Origin of the sequence: Streptomyces sp. NPDC058691 (assembly GCF_042714775.1) — a bacterium.
Lineage (GTDB): Bacteria > Actinomycetota > Actinomycetes > Streptomycetales > Streptomycetaceae > Actinacidiphila.
Genome location: NZ_JBHXSO010000044.1, coordinates 38,130 through 60,183, shown reverse-complemented (window position 1 = coordinate 60,183; position 22,054 = coordinate 38,130). Strand labels below are relative to the sequence as shown.

Here is a 22,054-nt window from a genome sequence, read left to right as displayed (position 1 = left end):
TCAGTCCCCGGGGGCCAGCGGCTGCTGCAGTTCCGTCACCCAGGTGTCGGGGTGGCCGCCGGCCTCCAGGTAGAACTCGCGGGGATAGCCGGTGGAGCGGTGGTCGTGGGCGTCGATCCAGCGGGCGAGCGTCTGCTCGGTGCGCAGGACGTCGTCCATGGACCCGCGGTGCACGATCGTCGCCGCGCTCTCGATCGCGGGCAGGTCCACGACCGCGAAGTCGTACCCGGCGCCGGGGTCCACGTCCACCTGGAGCCCGGCGTGCACCACGATCGCGCCCTCGCCCTCGGGCGCGTCCTCGTAATGGGCCACGCTCGGCCCCACCGGCCGCACCCCCGCCGCCTCCAGGCGGCGGCACAGCTCGTCGTACAGCGGCTGGATCACCGGGCCGATCTGCGCCGGCTCGAACCCGGCCGCCGTCGCGGTGAGTTCGGCCAGCCGTACGGCGGGCACCCGCTTGACGACCACGTCGTCGGAAGACATCCGTCCCTCGCTCTCGATGGTTCGAAGCCTCGCCTCGACACCCGCCAGCCGTGCCGCGTCCGCGGCGATCGCCGCCGCGAGTTCGGCGCGGCGCAGCCGCAGCATGCCGCGCAGCTCGTCGGCGCCGACCTTCTCGTCGAGGATCGCCCGCACCTGTTCGAGGGTGAAGCCGAGGTCCTTGAGCGCGATGATCCGGTTGAGCCGGGCGAGCTGCCCCGCGGCGTAGTAGCGGTATCCGCTGGCGGGGTCGACACGGTCGGGGCGCAGCAGTCCGATGGCGTCGTAGTGACGCAGCATGCGGACCGATACGCGGCCGTGCCTGGCGAAGTCTCCGATGCCGAACATGATGTCCTCAGTTCAGGGCCTCACACGGTGTCAGGGTCAAGCGCCCCCAGGCCCGGGAACGCCCGATGCCCCGGCACATGGCCGGGGCATCGGACGACGCGGGAATCTGGCCCGTCAGCCGCGCAGCTCCGCCGCGACCAGCTCGGCGAGCTGGACGGCGTTGAGCGCGGCGCCCTTGCGGAGGTTGTCGTTGGACAGGAAGAGCGCGAGGCCGTGCTCGACGGTCTCGTCGGCGCGGATGCGGCCCACGTAGGAGGGGTCCTTGCCGGCCGCCTGCTGCGGGGTCGGGATCTCCGACAGCTCCACGCCGGGTGCCTGAGCCAGCAGCTCGTAGGCGCGCTCCACGCTGATCGGGCGCGCGAAGCGGGCGTTGACCTGCAGCGAGTGCCCGGAGAAGACCGGGACGCGCACGCAGGTGCCGGACACCTTCAGCTCCGGGATCTCCAGGATCTTGCGGGACTCGTTGCGGAGCTTCTGCTCCTCGTCGGTCTCGAAGCGGCCGTCGTCGACGATCTTCCCGGCCAGCGGGACGACGTTGAAGGCGATGGGCCGCTGGTACACCGCGGGCTCGGGGAACTCCACGGCCGCGCCGTCGAAGGTCAGCCCGGCCGCCCGGTCGGCGACCTTGCGGATCTGCCCGTCGAGCTCGGCGACACCGGCCAGACCGGAACCCGAGACCGCCTGGTAGGTGGTGGCGACCAGCGCGGTCAGCCCCGCCTCGTCGTGCAGCGGGCGCAGCACCGGCATCGCGGCCATCGTGGTGCAGTTCGGGTTGGCGATGATGCCCTTGGGCCGGTCGGCGATCGCGTGCGGGTTGACCTCGGACACCACGAGCGGGACCTCGGGGTCCATGCGCCAGGCGGAGGAGTTGTCGATCACGACGGCACCCGCGGCGGCGACCTTGGGAGCGAGCGCCTTGGAGGTGGCACCGCCCGCGGAGAACAGGACGATGTCGAGACCCGCGTAGTCGGCTGTCGCCGCGTCCTCGATGGTGATCTCGCCGTCCTTCCACGGCAGCGTGCGCCCCGCCGAACGGGCCGACGCGAACAGCCGCAGCCGCTCCACCGGGAAGTCACGCTCGGCCAGCACCTTGAGCATGACGCCGCCGACCTGGCCGGTGGCTCCGACGATTCCGATCCTCATCCGGTCTCTCCGATCAGTGCGTACGTACTGTCCCGAGTATCCCCCGCCGCGGCCAGTGCCCGGAGGGCCGTCTCAAGCGCCGGCCGTCCGGCCGGCAGCAGCGGCAGCCGGACCGCGGGGGTGGGGATGCGTCCTTGGGCGTGCAGTACCGCCTTGGTCACCGTGGGGTTCGGCTCGGCGAAGCAGGCGGCGGCGAGCCTCGCGAGCGCATGCCCGCGTTCCGGATCGTGGAAACGGGCCAGTTCCACCCACTGCGCGGTGGCCAGGTGCGCCGAGGCCAGGATCGCCCCGGCGGCGCCGAGCGCCAGCAGTGCGGGGGCGAAGACGTCGTCCCCCGCGTACAGCTCCACATCCCGCACCAGAAGGACGGTGTCCTGGTCGATGCCCCCGACGGCGTGCTTGAAGCCGTGGACCCCGTCGATGGCCGCGATCCGGCGCACGGTGTCCGCACTCAGGGTGCGTCCGGTGCGGTACGGGATGTTGTAGACGACCAGCGGTACGGCCGAGGCCTCGGCCAGCGCCTCGAAGTGCGCGACCACTCCGTCCTCCGAGGGTCGCACGAACGCCGGCACGGTCACGAGCGCGGCGTCCGCCTCCAGCCCCCGCAGTTCCTCCGCCGCCCGCCGCGTGTCCGCACCCCCGGCCCCCACCGTGAACCGCGCCCCCCGCCCCCGGCACACCCGCCCCACGGTCTCCCGCACGAGCGCCTTCTCGCCCTCGTCGAGCGTCGCCACCTCCGCGGTCGTCCCCAGCGCGACCAGCCCCTCGGCCCCGTCGTCCAGCACCTCGTTCGCCAGCCGCTCCAGCGCGGCGGCGTCCACACTGCCGTCGACGTCGAAGGGCGTGATCAGCGGTATGTGAATCCCCATGGGACCGAGCGTGGGCCACCGGACCCTCAAGGTCCAGTTAAATGTCCTTCACCCCACGGATTAGCAGCGCTGCACGATGGCCCTTCGTCACCCTGAGCCGGCGCACTGGACGGGGTGGGAGTTCTGAAGCCGCACCAGGTCCGCCAGGACCTCCAGGGACCCCACGACATGGACCGCACCCGCATCACGCAAAGCCACCATCTTGTGCGGCGAGCGCGCGTAGCCGACGAAACTCACGCCCGCCTTGCCCGCAGCCTCCAGATCGCTCACCGAGTCGCCGATCATCAGGCACTCGGCCGGCTCCGTGCCGGTGGATGTCATGGCGCGGGTCAAGCAGTCCGGATCGGGCTTCAGCAGCGTCGGATCGGCTGCCCGCCCATGGATGTGCTGGTCGAAGAACCGTGAGAGGCCACGCTCCTTCAGAAAGACGGTTGCCGCCCTGGCGGAATTGTTGGTGGTGACCGCCACCTGCCGGCCACTGGCGACCAGCGATCGCACCAACCCGTCCGCGTGCGGCGTCGGGCGGGCCGACCGCGCGGCCTGCGTCTCCTCGTCGGCGAGCAGTTCCTGCAGCTCACGGATGACGTTGGTGGCACCGTGCCAGGCGGCCTTCCTCAGCACCAGCAAGGGATCGCGCACGCCCCGGAGCACGCCGGCGGGCACCCCCAGTTTCTGCGCCCGTTGCCTGAGCGTCTCGGCCACCCGGACCGCCGGACGGTCGGCGAACAGGTCCGCGAGAGGGCCGTCGAAGTCGAACAGAACGCAGGTCACCCGGCTCAGCGAAGCCCGCAGTTCCCGGTCGGTCCCCCGGCCCGTCGTGTCAGCGCGCACCGGCCCGGTTACGGGCCGCCCAAACCGTGAAGATCCACCTCCGGCGGCGCTCCGGATACCGCAGCGTATGCCAGTCGACCAGCGCGCTCTCGATCTCGCCTTCTGTGGGCACAGAGTCCAGTCCGATCGGTTCCCTCGCCCGTTCCAGCGCACGGCGGACCATGCCGGCGGAGTGCTCGAGGTCCGGGTTGCCCGGCTCTGTGCCGAGGCGCACCGCCGCCCTCACGACATCGGCGAAGACCGACTGCGCGTACTCGAAGTCCAGATAGGCCTGCAGGTCGGTGTCCATCCCCGCGGTCATCGCCGAACAGCCGCGCCGGACGAGCGTCTCCTCCCAGATGCCCTTCATGAGTTCGCGCTCGTCGTCGGTGTACTGCATCCGCACCAGGTGCGTGGCCAAGTCGTGCAGAGGGTCGCCGTAGGTGGCGAGCTCCCAGTCCAGGATGAAAAGGCCTTCGTCCTCCAGCACCACGATGTTGTCCCGATGGAGGTCGGTGTGCAGCAGGGCGTACTGCCTGCGCTGCAACTCCCGTGTACGCAGGCTCACTTTCGCGCGAAAGCGGGCCAGCGCATCATCCGGAACGCCGAGTGCGTCGAAGAGGCTCCCGAACTCGGGGCGGTGACGCCGGTGCACCTCGTGTTCGGCGTGATGGACGAGGTGGTCAAGGAAAGCGTCGCTGTTCTTGTGATCCGTCGGCCAGTCGGCGGGAAGCGGCGGCAGTTGATCCGGTCCGACAACGGCCGTGCGTGCGAAGACCTCCGCCAACTTGCGGAGCATGTCCTCACCCAGGGGTGCGCCCGGCTCCGAGACCTCCGACAGTGCGGTTCCCGGTTCGAACCTGTGCAGCGACGCGCCCTCGAAGGTGACCAGGCAACGCGGGGTGGCGAAAACAGGCTCAGGGCTCAACCGCTCGAGCGCGGCGAGTACCGCGGCCTCGTCCTGCCACGTGCGCATCACGACCATGGGAGTGTCGAGGGGGACCCTCAGTTTGACGCGCGCCGTCCGATCCGCCGGGGTGGGCATTACCCAAGCGAGCGGTCGAGCCATCGGCACCACATGGTTGGAGTTGTGATGCCCCGCCAGGAAGACGGAGTCCGGATGGTGCCTCTTCCGCGCGTAGTGCCACCTGACGAAGGACTCATGCAGTCGCCCGTACATGGGTGGACGGGTCAGGCTGTCCGCCCCCGCCGGAGCCGGGGCGCCCCGGCCCTCCGGGCGGCTACATGGTTCAGGGAGATCGTCATCAGGCGTGTCGGCGGAATCGGACTGCAGACCGTCATCGCGCCGCGTGCGCATGGCAGCGTCACGCGGGGCATCCTTGGCCACAACCGTATCCGTCAACTTGCACCGACCGTTTGAGCGCTCGCCAATGGGGCATCACCACTTGATGACGCGTGATGTGCCCGCGAGCCTACGCGCTTTTCCTGGAAGACGCACATCGAAACCCTTAGCGTGTCAATCGCATTTCGATGCGCCTACTCACCTACGGGAGCGCCTCTCCGGCTGAGGCCCGCATTGGAGAAAGCTTCCACCAACTCCCACATGTCCCTGACCAGCAAATCCGCTCTCGCCTCCAGCAGAGCGTCGACCCGCTGCTGGTAACGGTCCCCGAGACCGGCATATGCCAGAAACTTGACGTGCGCCTTGCGTGCGGCCTCCAGGTCTCGCCAGGAATCACCGATCATGAGGCAATTGCCCGGGGTAGATTCCCATCCGAGTTCCTTCATCGCCGCGCGTAGACATGCGGGGTGCGGCTTCATTTCTTCCGGCGAGTCACCCCGGCCGAAGATTCTTCCGCTGAACTCCCGCTCCAGCCCGTGTTCCTTCAAGTAGACCTGGACCGAGGCCGGAGAATTGTTGGTCGTGATCGCCATGGGCCGATCCATTGCGGCCAGCCCACGTATGAGCTCGGCGGCCCCTTGGATGGGTCGCGCCACCTTTGCCGCCTGCCGCTCCGCGTCGACAAGAACGCCATCGAGGCCCTTGACTATCTCCGCGGGAACGCCGGCCGCGGCCACATCGAGGAGCAGTTGGTGCGTGTCCGTGTACGCCTCGAATTGCCGTAGCAGACAGCCCTTGTCCGCGAGGAACCCCTTCATGTGTTCGGCTACCGCCGCGGCACTGTACTCGGCGAACAGGTCACAAAGCGGCCCATCAAAGTCGAACAGGACGACCTTGACGCCTCGCAGTCGGTTCAGGAGCCGCTTGGGATCTGTCGAAGCCATTCAGTGAGTGTCACACCGATTCGGCGATTGTGTTCCACAGTGAGTCGAACCACCGCCGACACTCCTCAAGTTGGAGGGACCCCTGAGGGTAGAGCTTCGCTCCGACACCGAGGACGTCGTAGATGGACAGGGTTGTCCCGTCATCCAGGACGACGTTGTTGGGCGCCACCGAGTAGTAGCCCGTCAGCCCTTGATCCCCGTTCAGCAGGTAGATCTTGGTCATGGGGGTGATCGGAACCGTCTTGGTTTCGATCACCACCGTGGCCAACCCGCGGTTCTCCAGATCACCCAACAGGTTGTGCAAGACGCGTGCCTGGAGATCTATCAAGCCTGCCAGACGGCGCCTGGGGCGCGCATCATCTCGGTCCGAGACATTTCGCGGGATGGCCAGCAGGGCGTCGGGGCTGGGCAGCAACAGCCGGACCGTGATCGAGGAGGGGGTCAGGTCGCCTCGTAGGATCCGGCCGACCGGACGGCTGAGGGCCGCGTTCAGGGACTCGCTCGTCAGGCAGTAGGCGTCGATCGTGATGTGCTCCGCCTCGAACGCCTCCGCGATGGCGTCATCAAGCTCGACACTGGCCGAATCTGGTCGATGAGCCACGCCGTTGGCATGTGCCGGTGTCTGGTTGCGCCAGTTTCGGGCGAAGACTCCCTTGCCTTGGATTGACTCTACGTAACCCTCGTCCTGGAGCTCCTTGAGCGCCCTCTGGACTGTGGCCCGGGCTAGACCGAACTCATCTACCAGCTCAGCCTGGGTGGGGAGTTGATCGCCGACGGCAATCTCACCGGCCACGATCTGGTGACGCAGCGAATCGGCCACGCGCTCCCATTCGCGCCTGGCTCCACCGGTTGTGCGCTCGCCGTTCACGCAAGCAGCCTACATCTTCCGGTCAGGCAAGTGGAGTTGACTGCGGTGAGTTTATGGACCTGTAGTCATCGGGAACAACCTAGACATGACCGCAGTCAACTGCTCCGGCTGGCAGACAAGTTGGAGCAGTTGACCCCACGGGGACCGCGGCGTCCCGGCCCGACGATGTGACGGGAATGGCCGCGGGTGATGGTGCAGCGCCGCATGGACTGGCTCGCTCGCACGCTTCTGGATCTTCCGCTCTTTCGTCCCCCCTGATCTTCGCGTCCTCTTCCGCTGCCGTCCCGCGCCACGCGGGACGCGCGAAACAGCGCGCCACAAAGGAGTGATCCGCAATGCCCGCTCTCGCTCTGTGCGCCTTCGCGTTCGAGCAACTGTTCCAGTGGCGGTACGGCGCGGCCGGCGCCCTCGCCTTCGGGATGTTCACGGTGGGCCACAAGGCCCGGAACACGACAGTCACCTGTGTCGGACTCGTGGTGATCGCGCTGCTGCTGACCCGCTAGGGGCAGCGGCAGCGGGGCCCGCGCCGTTCGGCGGCCGCCTTGGAAAGGGGTGGGTCATGCTGTGGAGTCACGTGATGGCGGCAATCGTCGAGGAGTACCTCGGGTGGCAGTTCGGCCCGTTGATGGGGCTGGGTGTCGTACTGGTGGCGGCCGGGGCGAAGGCGCGGTCGAGCTACGCGATGTGCGTGGGCGGGGTGCTGGTACTGCTGATCCTCGTCTCGTACAGCGGCCGCTGACCCGTCAGAAGCCGTCGATCGCCCACGGCTTGCGCGAGGTACGGAACAGCGCGTCCACCCGGGCCGCCGTGCCCGGGTGGGATTCGGTGACCTGGCCGACGGTGGCGAGGCGGACCGCGGACTCGTCGCCGAGGTAGAGGGCGGCGAGGTCGGCGGCGGTGAGGGTGAGGTCCGGGGCGGCGGAGGGGGCCGCCTCGGCGATGGCGGTGCCGTCGGGGGCGGCTTCGAGGCGGAAACGGCCCGCGGCGTAGCCGTACGGGTCGATGACGTCGAGGACGACGGCGCCCGGAGCGGCGTAGGTGCGGGCGGACAGCGCGCGGGGCACGTCCACGAAGCGCAGCCACAGGAAGTCGGAGCTGTTGTCGACCCGGGCGGCACGCCGGTCCGCGAGCAGCAGCGGCATGACGTCGTCGTGGGCGCGGAAGCCCGTGCGCACGGTGGAGACCCAGTCGACCGAGAGCAGGTAGCGCCACAGGGCCCGCTCGGCGGCCGGGGTGGCGGCTATGAGGTTCTTGATCTCCAGGGGGGCCTCCGGGTACATGCCGTGCCACTTGTCGGCGACGGTGTACGCGGCCAGGCCGTCGACGCGGCCGGAGGAGTCCCGGTAGAAGGCGAAGATCGGTTCCTTCCAGGGGTCGTCCGAGGTCTGGACCTTGCCGGTGAAACTCTCCCACCAGCGGTCGTTGCGGTTGATCGAGCCGGGAGCCTGCACCCGTACCCGCTCGTGCAGTTCCGGGCCGGACTTGAGGACGTCGGCGGGGTCGACGAGTTCCACGCGGCCGTCCTCGTCGTCGCCCGGCGGGCGCAGGCCGGCGCGCGCGGTGTCGACGTGCCACTCGGTGACGCCGGCCGCGGGGCCGAAGCCGAAGCGGCCGTAGATCGGGTATTCGGCGGCGATGAGGATCGCGAGCGGTTCGCCGCGTTCGGCGGTGGCGGCCAGTTCGTCGGCCATCATGCGGGAGGCGACGCCGCGGCGGCGGTGCGTGGCCGAGACGGTGACGTTGGTGATCGCACTTGCGGGCAGTACGGCGCCGCCGGGCACGGTGAGGTCGCGCGGCATGCTGCGGAACGTGGCCACGCAGCGGCCGTCGTCGAACGCGCCCTGGGTGCGCGCGAGGTCCGTGTACGGGCGCCGGAGCTCGATCTCCCGGTCGCTGACGGTGGCGGGACGGTGGAAACCGAGGCGGGTGGCGCGCAGCCAGCCGGCGAAGTCGGATGCTTCGAGCGTGCGGACCTCAAGGCTCATGTTCCGCACGGTAGGGGCGCGTCGCTCCTTCGCGCATCCCCTTTTTCCGCGGGTTTCCCCGCACGTTTCTCCGCGGAGCTCTCAGTCGCCCGACAGCAGATCCTCGATCCGCGCCTCGCCCGCGCGGTAGCGCCGGGCGATCTCGGTGCTGCATCCGTCGACGGTGCGCTGCAGCGAGTGCCGGCAGCGCGAGACCTGCTGCTCGTGGCGGACCAGCCGCCCCATCGCGTCGTGCAGCTCCTGGTCGGTGCGGGCCTCCAGGTCGGAGAGCTCGACCTCGGCGAGCATCTCCTCGGCGAGCTGCCGGTACCGCTCGCTGCGCGGGGTGCGCAGGGTGACGTGCCGGGCGGAGGTGCGGTGCCGGGACGGGGTGTCGGTGAGGATCTCCGAGAGCCGGTCCAGCACGGGCGCGTCGGGGGCGGTGCGGCGGGCGAGTTCGGCACGCAGGATGTCGATGCGGCCCTGCAGCAGCCGCCGGAGGTAGGACAGGTCGGCCTCCTCCAGTTGCGCTTCGCGGCGCGCGGTGCGCAGGCCGTCGAGGGTGAGCCCCGCGAAGTCGGGCTGCGGCGCGTCGGAGAACGGGGAGCGCGGGCCCGGTGCCTTGAGCATGCGTTCGCCTTCCGCCGTCCCGGTGGTACCTGTCGTAACGGTGTGCTTCATCTCTGTCCGTCCCCTCGTCCCCCACGTCGGGCAGATCTCGATCGTGCCACCGACTACCTGCGTCCCGCAGGCACCTGCACCCGAACGGCCGCCCCGGACAGTTGTACGTGAGCCCAAGCGGGCGTACGGCCCTGGTGCCGCGCGCCCCTTCCCGCCCGGGAGAATGGGGTCATGCGAGCGGTGGCCCAGCGGGTGAGCGAAGCGAAGGTCGTGGTGGACGGCGAGACGGTCGGCGAGATCGCCGGTCCGGGGTTGTGCGTGCTGGTGGGGGTCACGCACGACGACACCAAGGAGAAGGCGGCACAGCTCGCACGCAAATTGTGGAGCCTGCGCATCCTGCCCGACGAGAAGTCCTGTTCCGATGTCGGCGGGCCGTTGCTGGTGATCTCGCAGTTCACTCTCTACGGTGACGCCCGCAAGGGGCGCCGCCCGACCTGGAACGCCGCCGCGCCGGGACCGGTCGCCGAGCCGTTGGTGGACGAGGTGGTGGCGCAGCTGCGCGCGCTGGGCGCGGACGTGGCGACGGGCCGCTTCGGAGCGGACATGAAGGTCTCGCTCACGAACGACGGCCCGTTCACCGTGGTCCTCGATCTCTGAGATCCCTGAGATCTCCGGTCATCGCCGCCCGTCAGGGCTCGACGACTGTCTCCTGGTTCGCGGCCGTCCCGTCCGCCAGCAGCGGCGCGTCCACAGGGGTGCTGCGCTTGACGACCGCGAGGGCGATCGGGCCGAGCTCCCAGTGCCGGGCGGAGGACGTGACGATGCCGATCTGGCGGCCGTCCGGCCCGTCGGCGGCGATGCGCACGGGCGTGCCGTGGCCGGGCAGCTTGACCTCGCTGCCGTCGAGGTGGAGGAAGACCAGGCGGCGCGGCGGCCGGCCGAGGTTGTGCACCCGGGCGACGGTCTCCTGGCCGCGGTAGCAGCCCTTGTCCAGGTGGACGGCGGTCTCCAGCCAGCCCAGCTCGTGCGGGATGGTCCGGTGGTCGGTCTCCAGGCCCAGCCGCGGGCGGTGGGCCTCGATGCGCAGCGCCTCCAGGGCCAGCACGCCGACCGGGACGCCGGCGGCCTCCCGGGCGAAGCCCTCCAGCTCGGCGCGCGGCACGAGGACGTCCCGGCCGTACGGGACCTCGCGCACCGTCCAGCCCTCCGGGACGGCGGCGATGCTGCCCGCCGGGAGGTGGACGACGGCGTACTCGCCGGTCACGTCGGCGACCTCGACCTGGTAGAAGAACTTCATGCTCTCCAGGTAGGCGATGACGTCGCCCTGGGTACCGGGCTCGACGTGCATCCAGGTGGTCGTGCCGTCGTCGACGAGGTAGAGCGCGTGCTCGATGTGGCCGTGCGCGGAGAGGATCAGCGCCTCGGTGGCCTGTCCGGGCGGCAGGTCGGTGACGTGCTGGGTGAGCAGCAGGTGGAGCCAGGCGAGGCGGTCCTGGCCGGTGACGGCGACGACACCGCGGTGGGACAGGTCGACGAAGCCCTTGCCGTCCGCGAGGGCCCGTTGCTCGCGGAAGAGGTCCCCGTAGTGCGCGGCGACTCCCTCGTCGGGGCCTTCTGCGGGGACGGCGCCGGGGAGCGACAGCAGGGGGCTGGTCAGTGTTTGTCGCTGCATGGATCCAGCCTACGTCTCGGTAGTTGAACCCTCAGACGTTCGGGCCTTCTGCACGCAGTCCGCGCACCGGCCGAAGATCGCGAAGTGCTTCATGTCGGTCTCGAAGCCGTAGGTGGCGCGCAGCCGGTCGGTCAGCGGCCCGGCCTCGGAGATGTCGGCCTCGGTGACCGATTCGCAGTCCCGGCACACCAGGTGCATGTGGTGGTGCCGGTCGGCGAGGTGGTACGTGGGGGCGCCGTGGCCGAGGTGGGCATGGCTGACCAGGCCCAGTTCCTCCAGCAGCTCCAGCGTGCGGTAGACGGTGGAGATGTTCACCCCTGAGGCGGTCTTGCGCACCTCGGTGAGGATTTCGTCCGGAGTGGCGTGCTCCAGGACGTCGACCGCCTCCAGGACAAGCTGGCGCTGCGGCGTCAGACGGTAGCCGCGCTGCCTCAGATCGCTCTTCCAGTCCGTGGTCACCACAGGGACAGTCTAGGCGGAAGGGCGCCGCCGGCGGCCCGGCGCGACATGGCGGGGCCGCCCGGGCGGGCTCAGCGGAAGAACGCGATGCCGTCGTCGGGCAGGTCCTTGAGGTCCTTGGCCCACTCGCTGGGGTTGACGACCTTCTTCAGGTGCGCCGACATGTACGGCCGCAGCGGCACCTCCGGGGTGGCCTTCTCGCCCACCCACATCAGGTCGCTCTTGACGTAGCCGTACAGGCGCTTGCCGCCGCTGTAGGCCGGCGCGTCGGACAGCCGGGCCACGGCGTCGGTGACGAGGTCGATCTGCGGCTTGCCCTCGGCGAGCTCGCCGTACCAGATCTCGATGACGCCGTTGTCACGGGTCATGGTGATCTCCACCTTGCGGTTCTTGTCGATCCGCCAGAAACCGGACTCGCTCTCCAGCGGTTTCACCGGCTTGCCCTCGGCGTCCAGGACCCAGGTCTTGGAGGTGTACTCCAGGAACGAGCGGCCGTCGTGGGTGAAGACCACCTCCTGGCCGAAGTTGCACTTCTCGTCGCCGGGGAAGTCGAAGACGCCCGCGCCCTCCCAGGTGCCCAGGAGGAAGGCGAGCGGTACGAGCTCCGGGTGGAGGTCTGAGGGGATTTCGATCATGTTCAGCGCTGTCCCTGGTAGAGCTTCTTCACCGCCAGAACGGAGAACGCGAGGACGCCAAGGCAGACCAGGACAAGCATGACGTCGAAGAAGATCTCAATGGCGCTCACGAGCGTGCTCCTCGGGCAGGCGCGGACGGTCGGCGGCCCGGTCGGGGCCGTAGCCGAGTCTAGTCGGCCGGTACGGGCGCGATGCGCTGAGGTCGGCCCCCGCGCATCGCGCCCCTCCCGGCCGCAACCCGGTCAGCCGAGCAGCTGCGACTGCAACTGCACGGTCTGGTGGAAGGGGACGGCCGGCTGGCTGCCGGCCTTGCGCATGCTGATGACGGCGACGGTGTCACCGGCGGCGATGAACGCGGACCGCACGTGGTCACGACCGCGCGGCTTGTCCTCGGTGTACGTGTTGACGCTCATGTCGCCCGGGAAGGAGGTCCCACGCTTCCATGCCAGCTCCACGACCTTGACCGGCGCGCCGGTCAGGTCCGCGGCGGTCGTCATCTGGAACCGGCCCTCCATCGCGTACGGCGCGCTGACGAACTGCAGGAGGTAGATCTCCGTCCTGGTGCCGTCCGGCATGTCCCAGGCACGGGCGGCGATGTGGCGCAGACCCGCCTGCGTCAGGCGCTCGGCCAGCCGCTTGCGGTCCGCTTTCTCGAACGCCTCGACGAATCGCGCGGTGGGCAGCCAGCCGTCCTCGCCATAGAAGGCCTTGTCGGCCTTCGCCCCCCGGGCGGCGGGCAGCAGCAGCGCGCGCAGGTCGGCGTAGTGGGCGCCGGCGGGGTTCCGTTCAGCGTCGTACGCCCGGGGCGCGCCCGCGGGCAGCTTGGGCAGCTTGAGCGCGGGGTAGGTCCAGCGCCCGTCGTCCGGCGTCTCCAGACCGGGGACGTCGGTGCGCCGCGGCTGCGTGACCGCGTACGCGGTTGCTCCGCCGAGCGCGGCGAACACCAGCACGGCCGAGGTCCAGCGCAGTGCGGCCCGCAACCGGCGCCGGTCGCGGGGTCGCGGGACGGCGACGGACACGTCGGTGTCCGTCGCGGGCGCGAGGTCCTGAACGATCTCCGGGCCCTGCGGTGCCTCCGGGGCCTCGGGCGCGGCGACGGCCTCGGCCTCGGGCCGGGCTGTCTGCTGGTCGCTCATGCTGCCTCTCCGGGGTCCTGGATGCGATCGAGCTGATGGGCGAGCACGTCGGCGGCGTCCTTCTTGTCCAGGGGAGACTGACCGGAGACCGACATCGTCACCAGAAGGTCGCCCTCGGTGGCCTGGCACTCCATGAAGTCCAGGTCGGCACCCGGCTCCTTGGGCGGCAGCACGCAGCGCGCCTTGTCGTGGCCCGTGATCGCGGGACCGTTGCGGAAGACACCGAGCGCCTTGGTGAAGTCGGCGAAGAACTCGGTACCCGCACGTGCGGCCCGCTTGTTCTTCATCTGGACGATCCGGATCTCGATGAGCATCCCGTTGTCCTCGGCGGCGTAGCTCCGCATGCCGATGCCCTGGATCCGCAGGCGGTCGACGGCCTTGAGCGCGGCGTCCCGGCTCTTCTTCGGCAGGTCGCGATAGCCCTCCGTCATCGCGGACACGGCCTGCTTGCCGGCCAGCTCGACATCGTTGCCGTACGGGGTCATGTCGGGGCCGGCCTTGTAGCCGTCGGGCATGGGCAGCAGGAGCTTGCCCAGCGCGCCGTAGTGGCTGCCGCCGGACTGGACGCCGTAGCTGCCGGTCTTCTCCGGCTGCGGTGCCTTCCACGGTTTGGTCGCGGCCTTGCCGCCGTCGTCCTCCTGGTGCTGGAGCACGGCGTACCCGATGCCGCCGCCTCCGAGGACGGCCACGAGCGCGGCCGCGATCCCGAGCGCGAGCCCCTTACGGCCGTTGCGGCGCGGGGCCTCGGCAGTGGGCTCCGGGGCGGCGGCCTCGGACAAAGGCTCCTGCTGCCCCGGCTCCGTCGCGGGCTCCTCGACGGGAGTCGTCTTCTCGTCGCTCACAGCCGCTCCAACTGCCGCTCGGCCAGGGACATGATCGTGGATTCGGGGATCGGGCGGGGCGAGGTGACCCAGATCAGCATCTCGATGTTCGCCCGCCGAGCGACGGCTGCCGATTTGTAGTAAGGGACGTAGCCTGCCTCGCGGATCGGCTTGGAGTAGACGAACGCCCTGCCGTCGACCGAGCCGGGGATCGGCCGGCCCTCGTCGTCCGCCTCGTTTTTGCCGCGTGCGTAGGCGATCTGGCGCGTCACATTGCTCTCCGCAGCCGTGAACTCCAGGTCGCGGTACTGGACGAGCCGGATCTCCACCGACGTGTCGCCGGTTTCCCAGGCGGCGGTGGCCGCGCGGCGGAAGCCGTCGCTCAGCAGGTCGCCGAAGCCGTACTTCGCGTCGTCGTAGGTCTCGGCGAACTCGGCGGGTGCCATCCAGCCGTCGACGCCGGGCGGCACGCGCCAGTCCTTCGCGCCCTTGGGTTTCTTCAGCAGCAGCTTGCGCAGGTCGCCGTCGAACTTGACGAGCGCGTCCTGGGCGACGGTGAGCGGCTCGGCCTTCGGCGCGGCGCCCTTGGGCTGCACGAGCTTCGGCTGGGCGAGCGGGGGCAGCGGCGTCTCGGGGCGGTCGTACTGGATCTTGTAGCCGGTACCGGCGCCTGCGGCGACGCCGAGCACCGCGGCGGCCAGGATGAGCAGGGTGGTGCGGCCGCGGCGGCGGGGTGGCCGCGCCGCGGGAGGCGCTTCCGGAACAGGGGGTGCCTGCTCCGGAACAGGGGTGTCCTGGGACAAGGGGTTCTCCACGAAGGTGTCGAAAAGGCTCAGCGGCCGGTCGCGAGGCGCTGGTACTGCTGGTCGAGCAGCCGCTTGAGCAGGTCGCGGCCGGGCAGTTTCTCGCCGGTCACGGTGATGCTGATGTGCACGTCGCCCTGGTGGGACAGCGCGACCACCGCGTCGGTGCTCTCGGCGGAGCCGGAGGACAGGCGGTAAGCCTTGGCGGGGTGGGTGCTGCCGATCGCCAGGGTCGGCGAGTTCAGGTAGAAGGCTTCGTAATAGCCGGAGGCGCCGGAGGCCGAGCCGAAGCGCAGCAGCTCGACGGAGATCTCTAGTCGCCGTCCGCGGTGAGGTACGTGCGCTGCGCGCCCTTCTTGAAGCCGTAGCGGCTCAGTGCCTGCTTGATGTCGTCGCTGACGCCGATCTCGTCACGGGTGACGGCGCTGCCCGCCTCGTCGCCGTAGATCTCGGCGCCCTCGGGCGGGGTGAGCAGGAACCAGCGCAGGTCTCCGCTGTGCGTGCCGTCGTGGACGGAACCGGTGACGGTGCTGGAGGGGGAGGCGCTGGGCTCGGCGGTCTCGGTGGGGTCCGCGGACGGCGACGGCGTCGCCGACGCCGACGTGGTCGCGGCCGCCTTGGACGGCGTGGCAGTCGCCGAGCTCTTCGACGACGACCCGATGGCGACCACCGCCCCCGCCGTGAGCGTCGCCAGGACGACCAGTCCGATGACCACGGCGATCACCGCACCGGTCCGTGCGTTCGTACGCGCTTCCACAAGCCCCCCCGGGCAGAAATACAGCGCTCGCGCACGGTCTGCACAGCGAGGCCAACGCATTATCTCGATCTTTGGCAAGCGCTTCACACTTTTTTCGCTGTGAGACCGGCCACCTTAGGGTGTGGACCATGGCGAAGAAGCTGGTGATCAAGGTGACGGCGGGCGCCGACGCGCCCGAACGGTGCTCGCAGGCGTTCACGGTGGCGGCGGTGGCCGTGGCGAGCGGTGTGGAGGTCTCGCTGTGGCTGACCGGTGAGTCGGCGTGGTTCGCGCTGCCCGGCAGGGCCGCGGAGTTCGAGCTGCCGCACTCCGCGCCGCTGCCCGAGCTGATCGAGGGGATCATGGCCGGCGGGCGGATCACCCTGTGCACGCAGTGCGCGGCCCGCCGGGACATCGCGGAGAAGGACGTGCTGGAGGGGGTGCGGATCGCCGGGGCGCAGGTCTTCGTGAGCGAGGCCATGGCCGACGGCGTGCAAGCGCTCGTCTACTGATCGCTCGACCCACTGGCCGCCCGCCTGCCGACCGCTCGCCAGCCGACCGCCGGTCTTCCGGCCGGCCTTCAGCGCTGGTCGCGGTGGTCGTCGCGGCGGTCCAGCTCGCGCCACCACTCGTCCGACTTGGGGTCACCGGTCTCGTCCCACCAGTGGTCGTCCGGGCCCCTGCGGTTGGCCACGATGGCCGCGATCGGCGGGATCAGCATCGCGACGACGCACATGCCGACGGCCACCGGCACCGACCACAGGCGCACGACGCTCCACGCCAGGACGAAGAGCAGGACGCACCCGCTCATCATGGCGAAGTACCAGCGCCGCCGACGCCTTGTGGACACCCTTCCAAAGTACGTCGCGAAGGGCCGCACTCCCACTCGAGTGGCGGTGCGGCCCTTCGCCGGTTCCGGCCGTCGGTCAGACGGCGATGGCCACCTCGGTGAGGTTGCCCTGCTGCGCGACGACGGCGCGGTCCACCGTCGCGCCCGGCACGAGGGCGCGCAGCGTCCACGAGCCGGGGGCCGCGAAGAAGCGGAACTGCCCGGTCGCGGAGGTGGGAACCTCGGCGGTGAACTCGCCGCCGCCGTCCAGGAGCCGCACGTAACCGGCGACGGGCTCGCCGTCGCGGGTCACGGAACCCTGGATGATCGTCTCCTTCGCCACGTCGACGCCGGCCAGGTCGGGGCCGCCGGCCTTCGCTCCGCACATGGTGTCTTCCTTCGGGTCAGGGTCGGGCGGGTCGGGGGTCGGGTGTTACTTGGCCGGGCCGAGCTCGATCGGCACGCCGACGAGGGAGCCGTACTCGGTCCAGGAGCCGTCGTAGTTCTTGACGTTCGGCTGGTCGAGCAGCTCGTGCAGGACGAACCAGGTGAGCGAGGAGCGCTCACCGATGCGGCAGAGCGCGATGGTGTCCTTCGCGAGGTCGACGCCCTCGTCCTCGTAGAGGGCCTTGAGCTCCTCGTCGGACTTGAAGGTGCCGTCGTCGTTGGCGTTCTTCGACCACGGGATGTTGCGCGAGCTGGGGATGTGGCCCGGCTTCTGCGACTGCTCCTGCGGGAGGTGGGCCGGGGCGAGGAGCTTGCCGGAGAACTCGTCGGGCGAGCGGACGTCGACCAGGTTGAGGTTGCCGATCGCGGCGACGACCTCGTCGCGGAAGGCGCGGATCGAGCTGTCCTGGGCCTTGGCCTTGTACTCGGTCGCCGGGCGGGCCGGGACCTCGGAGCCGTCGACCAGGTCGCGGGAGTCCAGCTCCCACTTCTTGCGGCCGCCGTCGAGCAGCTTGACGCCCTCGTGGCCGTAGAGCTTGAAGTACCAGTAGGCGTACGCGGCGAACCAGTTGTTGTTGCCGCCGTAGAGGACGACCGTGTCGTCGTTGGCAATGCCCTTGGCCGACAGCAGCTTCTCGAAGCCGGCCTGGTCGACGAAGTCACGGCGCACCGGGTCCTGGAGGTCCTTCTTCCAGTCGATGCGGACGGCGTTCTTGATGTGGTTCTTGTCGTACGCCGACGTGTCCTCGTCGACCTCGACGATGACCACCTTGGGGTCGTCGATGCGGGCCTGGACCCAATCGGCGTCCACCAGGACGTCACTGCGGCTCATTGCTGATCTCCTCCGGGGCAGTAGCGGATGTCTCGGCGCACGGACGGGTGCGCACGGTGCCGGGCTGCGCTGCACGGGCGCGTTCACGGCGATGCGCGGGGCGGGGAAGGTGGGGCCGGAGTGCGGCGCCGACGACGGCGCGAAAGCCCCTACGGCAGGCGACAGAGCATGGCGGCGACACGGCACAGGTCGACTGCCCGCCGCTTCGTGAGATCCGCCTGTCGCTTCATGTGCTCGATCGTAGGGAAGGGACTTCGCGGTGTCACCGCCGGTCCGCATCGCAAGATGAGATTGTCCGCATGATGATACGGCGACGGGGTGCCCGGCCGCGCCGGACGGAACCGGGGGCGGGCACCCCGCGTGGAGGACTGCGGAGCGGACGCCGTCGTCTCAGTTGGCGAGAACGACCTTGGTGCCGGTCGCCTCGACGGTGATGCCCTCGGGCGTCGCGGTGACCGACTTCAGCTCGATACCCTGCGGCAGCCCGGCCAAAGCCCGCGTGAAGTCGATCCGGTCGCGGATCAGGTCGCCCACCTCCGAGGGCAGGGCGTCCAGTCCGGGGATCTCGCCCGCGGTCAGTTTGATGCCGTCCTTGCCGCTGACACTGATCTCGCTCACCACGCTGCGCTTGATGTCGCCGATCGGCGTCGAGATGTCCGCGCTGACCTTCACCCGGCCCTTGCCGTCGGCGGAGGTGCCGCCGTAGGCGACCTTCACCCCGCTCGGCGCGGCCTTGCTCAGGTCCGCGTAGCTGAGGGTGGCGGAGCCGGTCGCGGAGTCGGCCACGGCGCTGGAGAAGCCGTTCGACATGCGGACGTCGTGCAGCTCGGCCTGGAAGCGGTCGACCCGCAGCGTCTGGCCGCCGGTGCCGGTCGTCTCGATGCCGTTCGCCGTCACCTCGACGTCGTCGAGCTTCTTGCCGAGCACCTGGGTCAGGAACGGGAAGCCCTTGATGTCGACCTCGGGCGTCGAGGTCAGGCCCTGGGTCTGCTGGGCCCGGTCGGCGGCCTCGGACTCCGCGAAGTGCACCGCGATGCGATCGGCCGCCACGAAGAGCGCGCCGAATATCACGAGGAAGATGAGCAGGATCCGTAGTGCACGCATGAGGTGTCCCCCGCAGTGATGTTCACGTTTCCGTTGGTAGCGTCCGGCACCGTGCGGTGCCCGTACCGCGACCCGACCCTAGCCGGTCAGCCTAGGAGCGCCCTTGCCATCACGTAGACGGCCGGTGCGGCCGCGGTGAGCGGCAGCGCCACACCCGCCGTGAAGTGCACGAACCGGGACGGGAAGTCGTAACTGGCCACCCGCAGGCCGATCAGCGCGCACACCCCGGCGACGAGCGCGATCAGCGCCCCGTCCGCCGTCTCCAGGCGCCCGAGGGCGATCCCGCTGCCCGCGGCGGCCGCGAGCGCGACCGGCACGGACACCACGCCCGGCAGCGGAAGAGCCCGCGCCAGGGTCGCGACGGCCACCGCGGCGAGGGCGGTCACGACCGCGTCCTTGCCAGCCGGGACGGCCGTGGCCGCCAGGTAACCCGTCGCCAGCACGGTGATCAGCGTCGAGGCGGCGGTCGCGGTGAGCGAGGAGAGCCGTTCCTCGGGCGTCCCCTGGTGGCGCAGATGCATGACGAGCACGAACAGCAGCCACACGCCGAGCGTGCCGATGATGACGGCCGGGGCGTTGTCGGCCCCGTCCACCAGCACCGCGACCTCGGCCGTCACACCCGCCAGGAACGCCAGCGCGATGCCCTGCCGGGCGGGCCACATCCCGTTCAGGCGGAACCAGCCGGCCGCGGTCACCGCCTGCAGCAGCACGGCCGCGGCGGCCAGTGCCGGCCGGCCGAGCAGGGCGCCGCCCATCAGCAGCAGCGCGAGGGCCGCGGTCACGGCGGCGGGCTGCATGCCGGGCGCGATGATCGGCGACCCGGTGCGCTCCACGGGGGTCCGGCCGGCCTGGCGGCGCCGGGCGGCCCGCCCGCCGGGGGCGGGGGCGGGGGCGGCCGGGCCCTCGTCGCCGACGGGCGGCAGGACGGCCGTGCTGTCGTGGCTGTGCGCCGGCAGGGGCCCGGGGCCCGGGGCGTACCAGTCGTGGTTGTCGGTCACGCGCTCATCCTCCCGCGAACGGCGGGAGCACCTCGACCGTGCCGCCGTCGGCCAGTTCGATCCCGGAATGATCCCGGGTGCCGACGGGGTTCCCGTCGACCACGAACGAACAGTTGGACAACACCCGGGCGAACTCGGGGCGCGCCACGTGGCGCTCGCGGGCCGCGTTCAGCGCCTCGGCGAGCGTGCCCTCGCGGTAGGGCTCCTCCGCGGCGCCTGCGGCGGCCTTGGCCGCGGCCCAGTACCGGATCGTGCCGTGTGCCGCCATGGCGGCTCCTTCCCCTTGCCCTCACGGGTCCTGCCGCCGTCCATGATGACGCAGCGCCGCGTGGCGGCGGCGCCGCGGGTCGCCCGCTACGGCACGCGGGCCGCCGCCCAGGTCGCGATGCAGCGCAGGAGCTCGTCCGGTGCGGCGTTCTCCGCGTGGCCGAAGCCGGGTTCGATCCACAGGTCGGCTCCGTCGCCTGCCGCCTCCGCGAGGGAGAGGGGGTGGTCGAGCGGGAAGTAGCCGTCGCGGTCGCCGTGGACGATCAGCAGCGGAGTGGGAGCGATGAAGGGGACGGCCTGGAACGGGGGGACGGGGACGGGGTTCCAGTCCTTGTGGTGGATACGGGTGCGGAACAGGCCGCGGGAGAGCAGCCGTCCGGCGGGCCGGGTGATGGCCCAGTGCACCCGCCGCATGGGCGCCGTACCGCGGTAGTACCAGCGCGCGGGGGAGCTCACGGAGACGACGGCGTCAACGTGCGCCCCTTCGTGCGCCGTTGTGCGCCCCGCGTGCCGCAGCACCACGGAGCCGCCCATGGAGAAGCCGACCGACACGACACGCCGGTGCCCGGCGAGCCGCGCCCAGCGCACGGCCGCGTCGAGGTCGAGCACCTCGCGGTCGCCCACCGTGGAGTGCCCTCCGGAGCGGCCGTGGCCGCGGAAGGAGAACGTGACGACGCCCCCGACGCCGTCCACCCGTCCGAAGATCTCCGCCGCGCGCCGCACCGCGGGCCGCTCCAGGGCGCCGGTGAAACCGTGCGCGACGACGATCGCGAGGCCGTCCTCCGTCCCTCCGGGCGCGTACGCGGCGTCGATGCGCACCCCGTCCTCGGTCGACAGCACCGCACGCCGACCACCGCGAGCGACCGACGGAACACACAAACCCGCACCATGGGACTCACTTACCGACTCCATGTGGGCTATTCTCTTGGGTCAAGAGGATCCGGGCAGCGTCGCCCCCGGGTCCTTTCGCGCTTTCCGGGCCATGCCGAGCAGTCCCGGACGGCGCAGACAGGCGCACGCACACGTCCTCGCGGGACCGAGGAGGGTTTGCAATGGGCAAGCGGAAGACGCATGGCCGGACGATGAACGACGGGAGCGGCCGGTGAGCTCACTCCTCCTTCTGACGAACGCGCTCCAGCCGAGCACCGAGGTGCTCCCGGCACTGGGGCTGCTGCTGCACAGCGTCCGGGTGGCCCCCGCGGAGGGGCCGGCACTGGTGGACACCCCCGGCGCCGACGTGATCCTGATCGACGGCCGGCGCGACCTCCCGCAGGTCCGCTCGCTGTGCCAACTGCTGCGGTCCACCGGGCCCGGCTGCCCGCTGGTCCTGGTGGTCACCGAGGGCGGGCTGGCCGCCGTGACCGCCGACTGGGGCATCGACGACGTCCTGCTGGACACCGCGGGCCCGGCCGAGGTCGAGGCCCGGCTGCGGCTGGCGATGGGCCGGCAGCAGATCACCGTCGACGACGGTCCGATGGAGATCCGCAACGGCGACCTGTCGGTGGACGAGGCCACGTACAGCGCCAAGCTCAAGGGCCGGGTCCTGGACCTGACCTTCAAGGAGTTCGAGCTGCTGAAGTACCTGGCCCAGCACCCCGGCCGGGTCTTCACCCGGGCCCAGCTGCTGCAGGAGGTCTGGGGTTACGACTACTTCGGCGGCACGCGCACGGTCGACGTCCACGTCCGGCGGCTGCGCGCGAAGCTCGGCCCCGAGCACGACTCGCTGATCGGCACGGTCCGCAACGTCGGCTACCGCTTCGTCACCCCCGAGAAGGGCGACCGGCCCGCGGACGAGCCGGCCAAGGCGGCGCCGCCACACGGGGAGCGGGACCACGGGCCGGAACAGGCATCGGAGCACGAGTCCGCCGAGGCGGCCGCCCTGGCGGCCCGCAACGCCTGATCACACCCGGGTCACGGCTGTGAGCAGACAGTGGGATGCACGGGTGGACCCGCGTAGACTCGGCC

29 protein-coding genes are annotated in these 22,054 nt (G+C 70.5%); 5 read left to right on the top strand and 24 right to left on the bottom strand.

The annotated features are described in order from the left end of the window. From ACFWVC_RS27550 to ACFWVC_RS27520, 7 genes are all read right to left on the bottom strand, one after another. Positions 1 to 828, bottom strand: a complete 828-nt coding sequence (locus ACFWVC_RS27550; protein WP_384292011.1) for a MerR family transcriptional regulator — start codon at positions 826 to 828, stop codon at positions 1 to 3. A gap of 114 nt (positions 829 to 942) precedes the next feature. Continuing rightward, the gene (locus ACFWVC_RS27545) at positions 943 to 1,971 is read right to left on the bottom strand and encodes an aspartate-semialdehyde dehydrogenase (protein ID WP_384292007.1); all 1,029 of its coding nucleotides are present in this window, start codon (positions 1,969 to 1,971) and stop codon (positions 943 to 945) included. Further along, entirely contained in the window at positions 1,968 to 2,840 is an 873-nt protein-coding gene (locus ACFWVC_RS27540) for a dihydrodipicolinate synthase family protein (RefSeq protein WP_384292003.1), read from the bottom strand. The genes ACFWVC_RS27545 and ACFWVC_RS27540 overlap by 4 nt, the downstream gene beginning before the upstream one ends. Positions 2,841 to 2,927: 87 nt before the next feature. Further along, complete coding sequence (locus ACFWVC_RS27535) at positions 2,928 to 3,611, bottom strand: HAD family hydrolase (protein ID WP_384291997.1); 684 nt, start codon at positions 3,609 to 3,611, stop codon at positions 2,928 to 2,930. Positions 3,612 to 3,660: 49 nt separating this feature from the next. Continuing rightward, complete coding sequence (locus ACFWVC_RS27530) at positions 3,661 to 4,626, bottom strand: phosphotransferase family protein (protein ID WP_384291992.1); 966 nt, start codon at positions 4,624 to 4,626, stop codon at positions 3,661 to 3,663. Positions 4,627 to 5,147: 521 nt separating this feature from the next. Continuing rightward, complete coding sequence (locus tag ACFWVC_RS27525) at positions 5,148 to 5,897, bottom strand: HAD family hydrolase (protein WP_384291987.1); 750 nt, start codon at positions 5,895 to 5,897, stop codon at positions 5,148 to 5,150. A 10-nt stretch (positions 5,898 to 5,907) separates the two neighbouring features. Next, the gene (locus ACFWVC_RS27520; protein WP_384291983.1) at positions 5,908 to 6,765 is read right to left on the bottom strand and encodes a GntR family transcriptional regulator; all 858 of its coding nucleotides are present in this window, start codon (positions 6,763 to 6,765) and stop codon (positions 5,908 to 5,910) included. Positions 6,766 to 7,100: 335 nt separating this feature from the next. On the opposite strand from ACFWVC_RS27520, the gene ACFWVC_RS27515 reads away from it, so the two are divergent. Then, positions 7,101 to 7,268, top strand: coding sequence for a hypothetical protein (locus ACFWVC_RS27515; RefSeq protein ID WP_384291980.1), 168 nt, complete (start codon positions 7,101 to 7,103; stop codon positions 7,266 to 7,268). Between the two features lie 56 nt (positions 7,269 to 7,324). Continuing rightward, positions 7,325 to 7,504 carry a hypothetical protein gene (locus tag ACFWVC_RS27510; protein ID WP_384291976.1) on the top strand — a complete coding sequence of 60 codons (180 nt, stop codon included), beginning with the start codon at positions 7,325 to 7,327 and terminating at the stop codon, positions 7,502 to 7,504. Positions 7,505 to 7,508: 4 nt separating this feature from the next. Here ACFWVC_RS27510 and ACFWVC_RS27505 read toward each other — a convergent pair whose 3' ends face one another. Both ACFWVC_RS27505 and ACFWVC_RS27500 read right to left on the bottom strand, forming a co-directional pair. Further along, the gene (locus ACFWVC_RS27505) at positions 7,509 to 8,750 is read right to left on the bottom strand and encodes a GNAT family N-acetyltransferase (protein WP_384291973.1); all 1,242 of its coding nucleotides are present in this window, start codon (positions 8,748 to 8,750) and stop codon (positions 7,509 to 7,511) included. 81 nt (positions 8,751 to 8,831) lie between these two features. Continuing rightward, positions 8,832 to 9,359, bottom strand: coding sequence for an ABC transporter substrate-binding protein (locus ACFWVC_RS27500; RefSeq protein WP_384291969.1), 528 nt, complete (start codon positions 9,357 to 9,359; stop codon positions 8,832 to 8,834). 222 nt (positions 9,360 to 9,581) lie between these two features. Here ACFWVC_RS27500 and dtd point away from each other — a divergent pair, with 222 nt between their 5' ends. Then, positions 9,582 to 10,007: a D-aminoacyl-tRNA deacylase gene (gene dtd, locus ACFWVC_RS27495; RefSeq protein ID WP_384291965.1), complete on the top strand. Its 426-nt coding sequence runs from the start codon at positions 9,582 to 9,584 to the stop codon at positions 10,005 to 10,007. 31 nt (positions 10,008 to 10,038) lie between these two features. Here dtd and ACFWVC_RS27490 read toward each other — a convergent pair whose 3' ends face one another. The 8 genes from ACFWVC_RS27490 to ACFWVC_RS27455 all read right to left on the bottom strand — a co-directional run bounded on the left by ACFWVC_RS27490 (position 10,039) and on the right by ACFWVC_RS27455 (position 15,633). Next, positions 10,039 to 11,022: a YgfZ/GcvT domain-containing protein gene (locus tag ACFWVC_RS27490; protein ID WP_384291960.1), complete on the bottom strand. Its 984-nt coding sequence runs from the start codon at positions 11,020 to 11,022 to the stop codon at positions 10,039 to 10,041. 9 nt (positions 11,023 to 11,031) lie between these two features. Then, positions 11,032 to 11,484, bottom strand: a complete 453-nt coding sequence (locus ACFWVC_RS27485; RefSeq protein WP_384291958.1) for a Fur family transcriptional regulator — start codon at positions 11,482 to 11,484, stop codon at positions 11,032 to 11,034. Between the two features lie 68 nt (positions 11,485 to 11,552). After that, complete coding sequence (locus tag ACFWVC_RS27480) at positions 11,553 to 12,116, bottom strand: FABP family protein (protein WP_384291955.1); 564 nt, start codon at positions 12,114 to 12,116, stop codon at positions 11,553 to 11,555. Positions 12,117 to 12,358: 242 nt separating this feature from the next. Continuing rightward, positions 12,359 to 13,252 carry a hypothetical protein gene (locus ACFWVC_RS27475; protein ID WP_384291952.1) on the bottom strand — a complete coding sequence of 298 codons (894 nt, stop codon included), beginning with the start codon at positions 13,250 to 13,252 and terminating at the stop codon, positions 12,359 to 12,361. Continuing rightward, entirely contained in the window at positions 13,249 to 14,094 is an 846-nt protein-coding gene (locus ACFWVC_RS27470; protein ID WP_384291950.1) for a hypothetical protein, read from the bottom strand. Before ACFWVC_RS27470 ends, ACFWVC_RS27475 begins: the two co-directional genes overlap by 4 nt. Continuing rightward, the gene (locus tag ACFWVC_RS27465) at positions 14,091 to 14,876 is read right to left on the bottom strand and encodes a hypothetical protein (RefSeq protein WP_384291947.1); all 786 of its coding nucleotides are present in this window, start codon (positions 14,874 to 14,876) and stop codon (positions 14,091 to 14,093) included. The genes ACFWVC_RS27470 and ACFWVC_RS27465 overlap by 4 nt, the downstream gene beginning before the upstream one ends. 29 nt (positions 14,877 to 14,905) lie before the next feature. Beyond that, positions 14,906 to 15,034: a hypothetical protein gene (locus tag ACFWVC_RS27460; RefSeq protein ID WP_384291945.1), complete on the bottom strand. Its 129-nt coding sequence runs from the start codon at positions 15,032 to 15,034 to the stop codon at positions 14,906 to 14,908. A gap of 155 nt (positions 15,035 to 15,189) precedes the next feature. Further along, a complete protein-coding gene (locus ACFWVC_RS27455; protein WP_384291941.1) occupies positions 15,190 to 15,633 on the bottom strand; it encodes a hypothetical protein in 444 nt (147 codons plus the stop codon). 128 nt (positions 15,634 to 15,761) lie between these two features. Here ACFWVC_RS27455 and ACFWVC_RS27450 point away from each other — a divergent pair, with 128 nt between their 5' ends. Next, positions 15,762 to 16,124, top strand: a complete 363-nt coding sequence (locus tag ACFWVC_RS27450) for a DsrE family protein (RefSeq protein ID WP_384291939.1) — start codon at positions 15,762 to 15,764, stop codon at positions 16,122 to 16,124. A 68-nt stretch (positions 16,125 to 16,192) separates the two neighbouring features. Here the strand turns inward: ACFWVC_RS27450 and ACFWVC_RS27445 are convergent, their stop codons facing one another. From ACFWVC_RS27445 to ACFWVC_RS27415, 7 genes are all read right to left on the bottom strand, one after another. After that, positions 16,193 to 16,426 (bottom strand): hypothetical protein, encoded by a 234-nt coding sequence (locus ACFWVC_RS27445; RefSeq protein WP_384292103.1) that lies wholly within the window; start codon positions 16,424 to 16,426, stop codon positions 16,193 to 16,195. Between the two features lie 112 nt (positions 16,427 to 16,538). Next, complete coding sequence (locus ACFWVC_RS27440; protein WP_384291935.1) at positions 16,539 to 16,829, bottom strand: DUF1416 domain-containing protein; 291 nt, start codon at positions 16,827 to 16,829, stop codon at positions 16,539 to 16,541. Between the two features lie 45 nt (positions 16,830 to 16,874). Next, complete coding sequence (locus ACFWVC_RS27435) at positions 16,875 to 17,720, bottom strand: sulfurtransferase (protein ID WP_384291933.1); 846 nt, start codon at positions 17,718 to 17,720, stop codon at positions 16,875 to 16,877. A 390-nt stretch (positions 17,721 to 18,110) separates the two neighbouring features. Continuing rightward, the gene (locus ACFWVC_RS27430) at positions 18,111 to 18,824 is read right to left on the bottom strand and encodes a DUF2993 domain-containing protein (protein ID WP_384291930.1); all 714 of its coding nucleotides are present in this window, start codon (positions 18,822 to 18,824) and stop codon (positions 18,111 to 18,113) included. An 86-nt stretch (positions 18,825 to 18,910) separates the two neighbouring features. Beyond that, positions 18,911 to 19,822, bottom strand: a complete 912-nt coding sequence (locus ACFWVC_RS27425) for a hypothetical protein (protein WP_384291928.1) — start codon at positions 19,820 to 19,822, stop codon at positions 18,911 to 18,913. A gap of 4 nt (positions 19,823 to 19,826) precedes the next feature. Then, a complete protein-coding gene (locus ACFWVC_RS27420) occupies positions 19,827 to 20,090 on the bottom strand; it encodes a MoaD/ThiS family protein (RefSeq protein WP_384291924.1) in 264 nt (87 codons plus the stop codon). An 86-nt stretch (positions 20,091 to 20,176) separates the two neighbouring features. Beyond that, positions 20,177 to 21,001, bottom strand: coding sequence for an alpha/beta hydrolase (locus ACFWVC_RS27415; RefSeq protein WP_384291920.1), 825 nt, complete (start codon positions 20,999 to 21,001; stop codon positions 20,177 to 20,179). Positions 21,002 to 21,191: 190 nt separating this feature from the next. Between ACFWVC_RS27415 and ACFWVC_RS27410 the strand changes: the two genes are divergently transcribed. Then, entirely contained in the window at positions 21,192 to 21,989 is a 798-nt protein-coding gene (locus ACFWVC_RS27410; RefSeq protein WP_384291915.1) for a response regulator transcription factor, read from the top strand. Positions 21,990 to 22,054 lie beyond the last annotated feature (65 nt).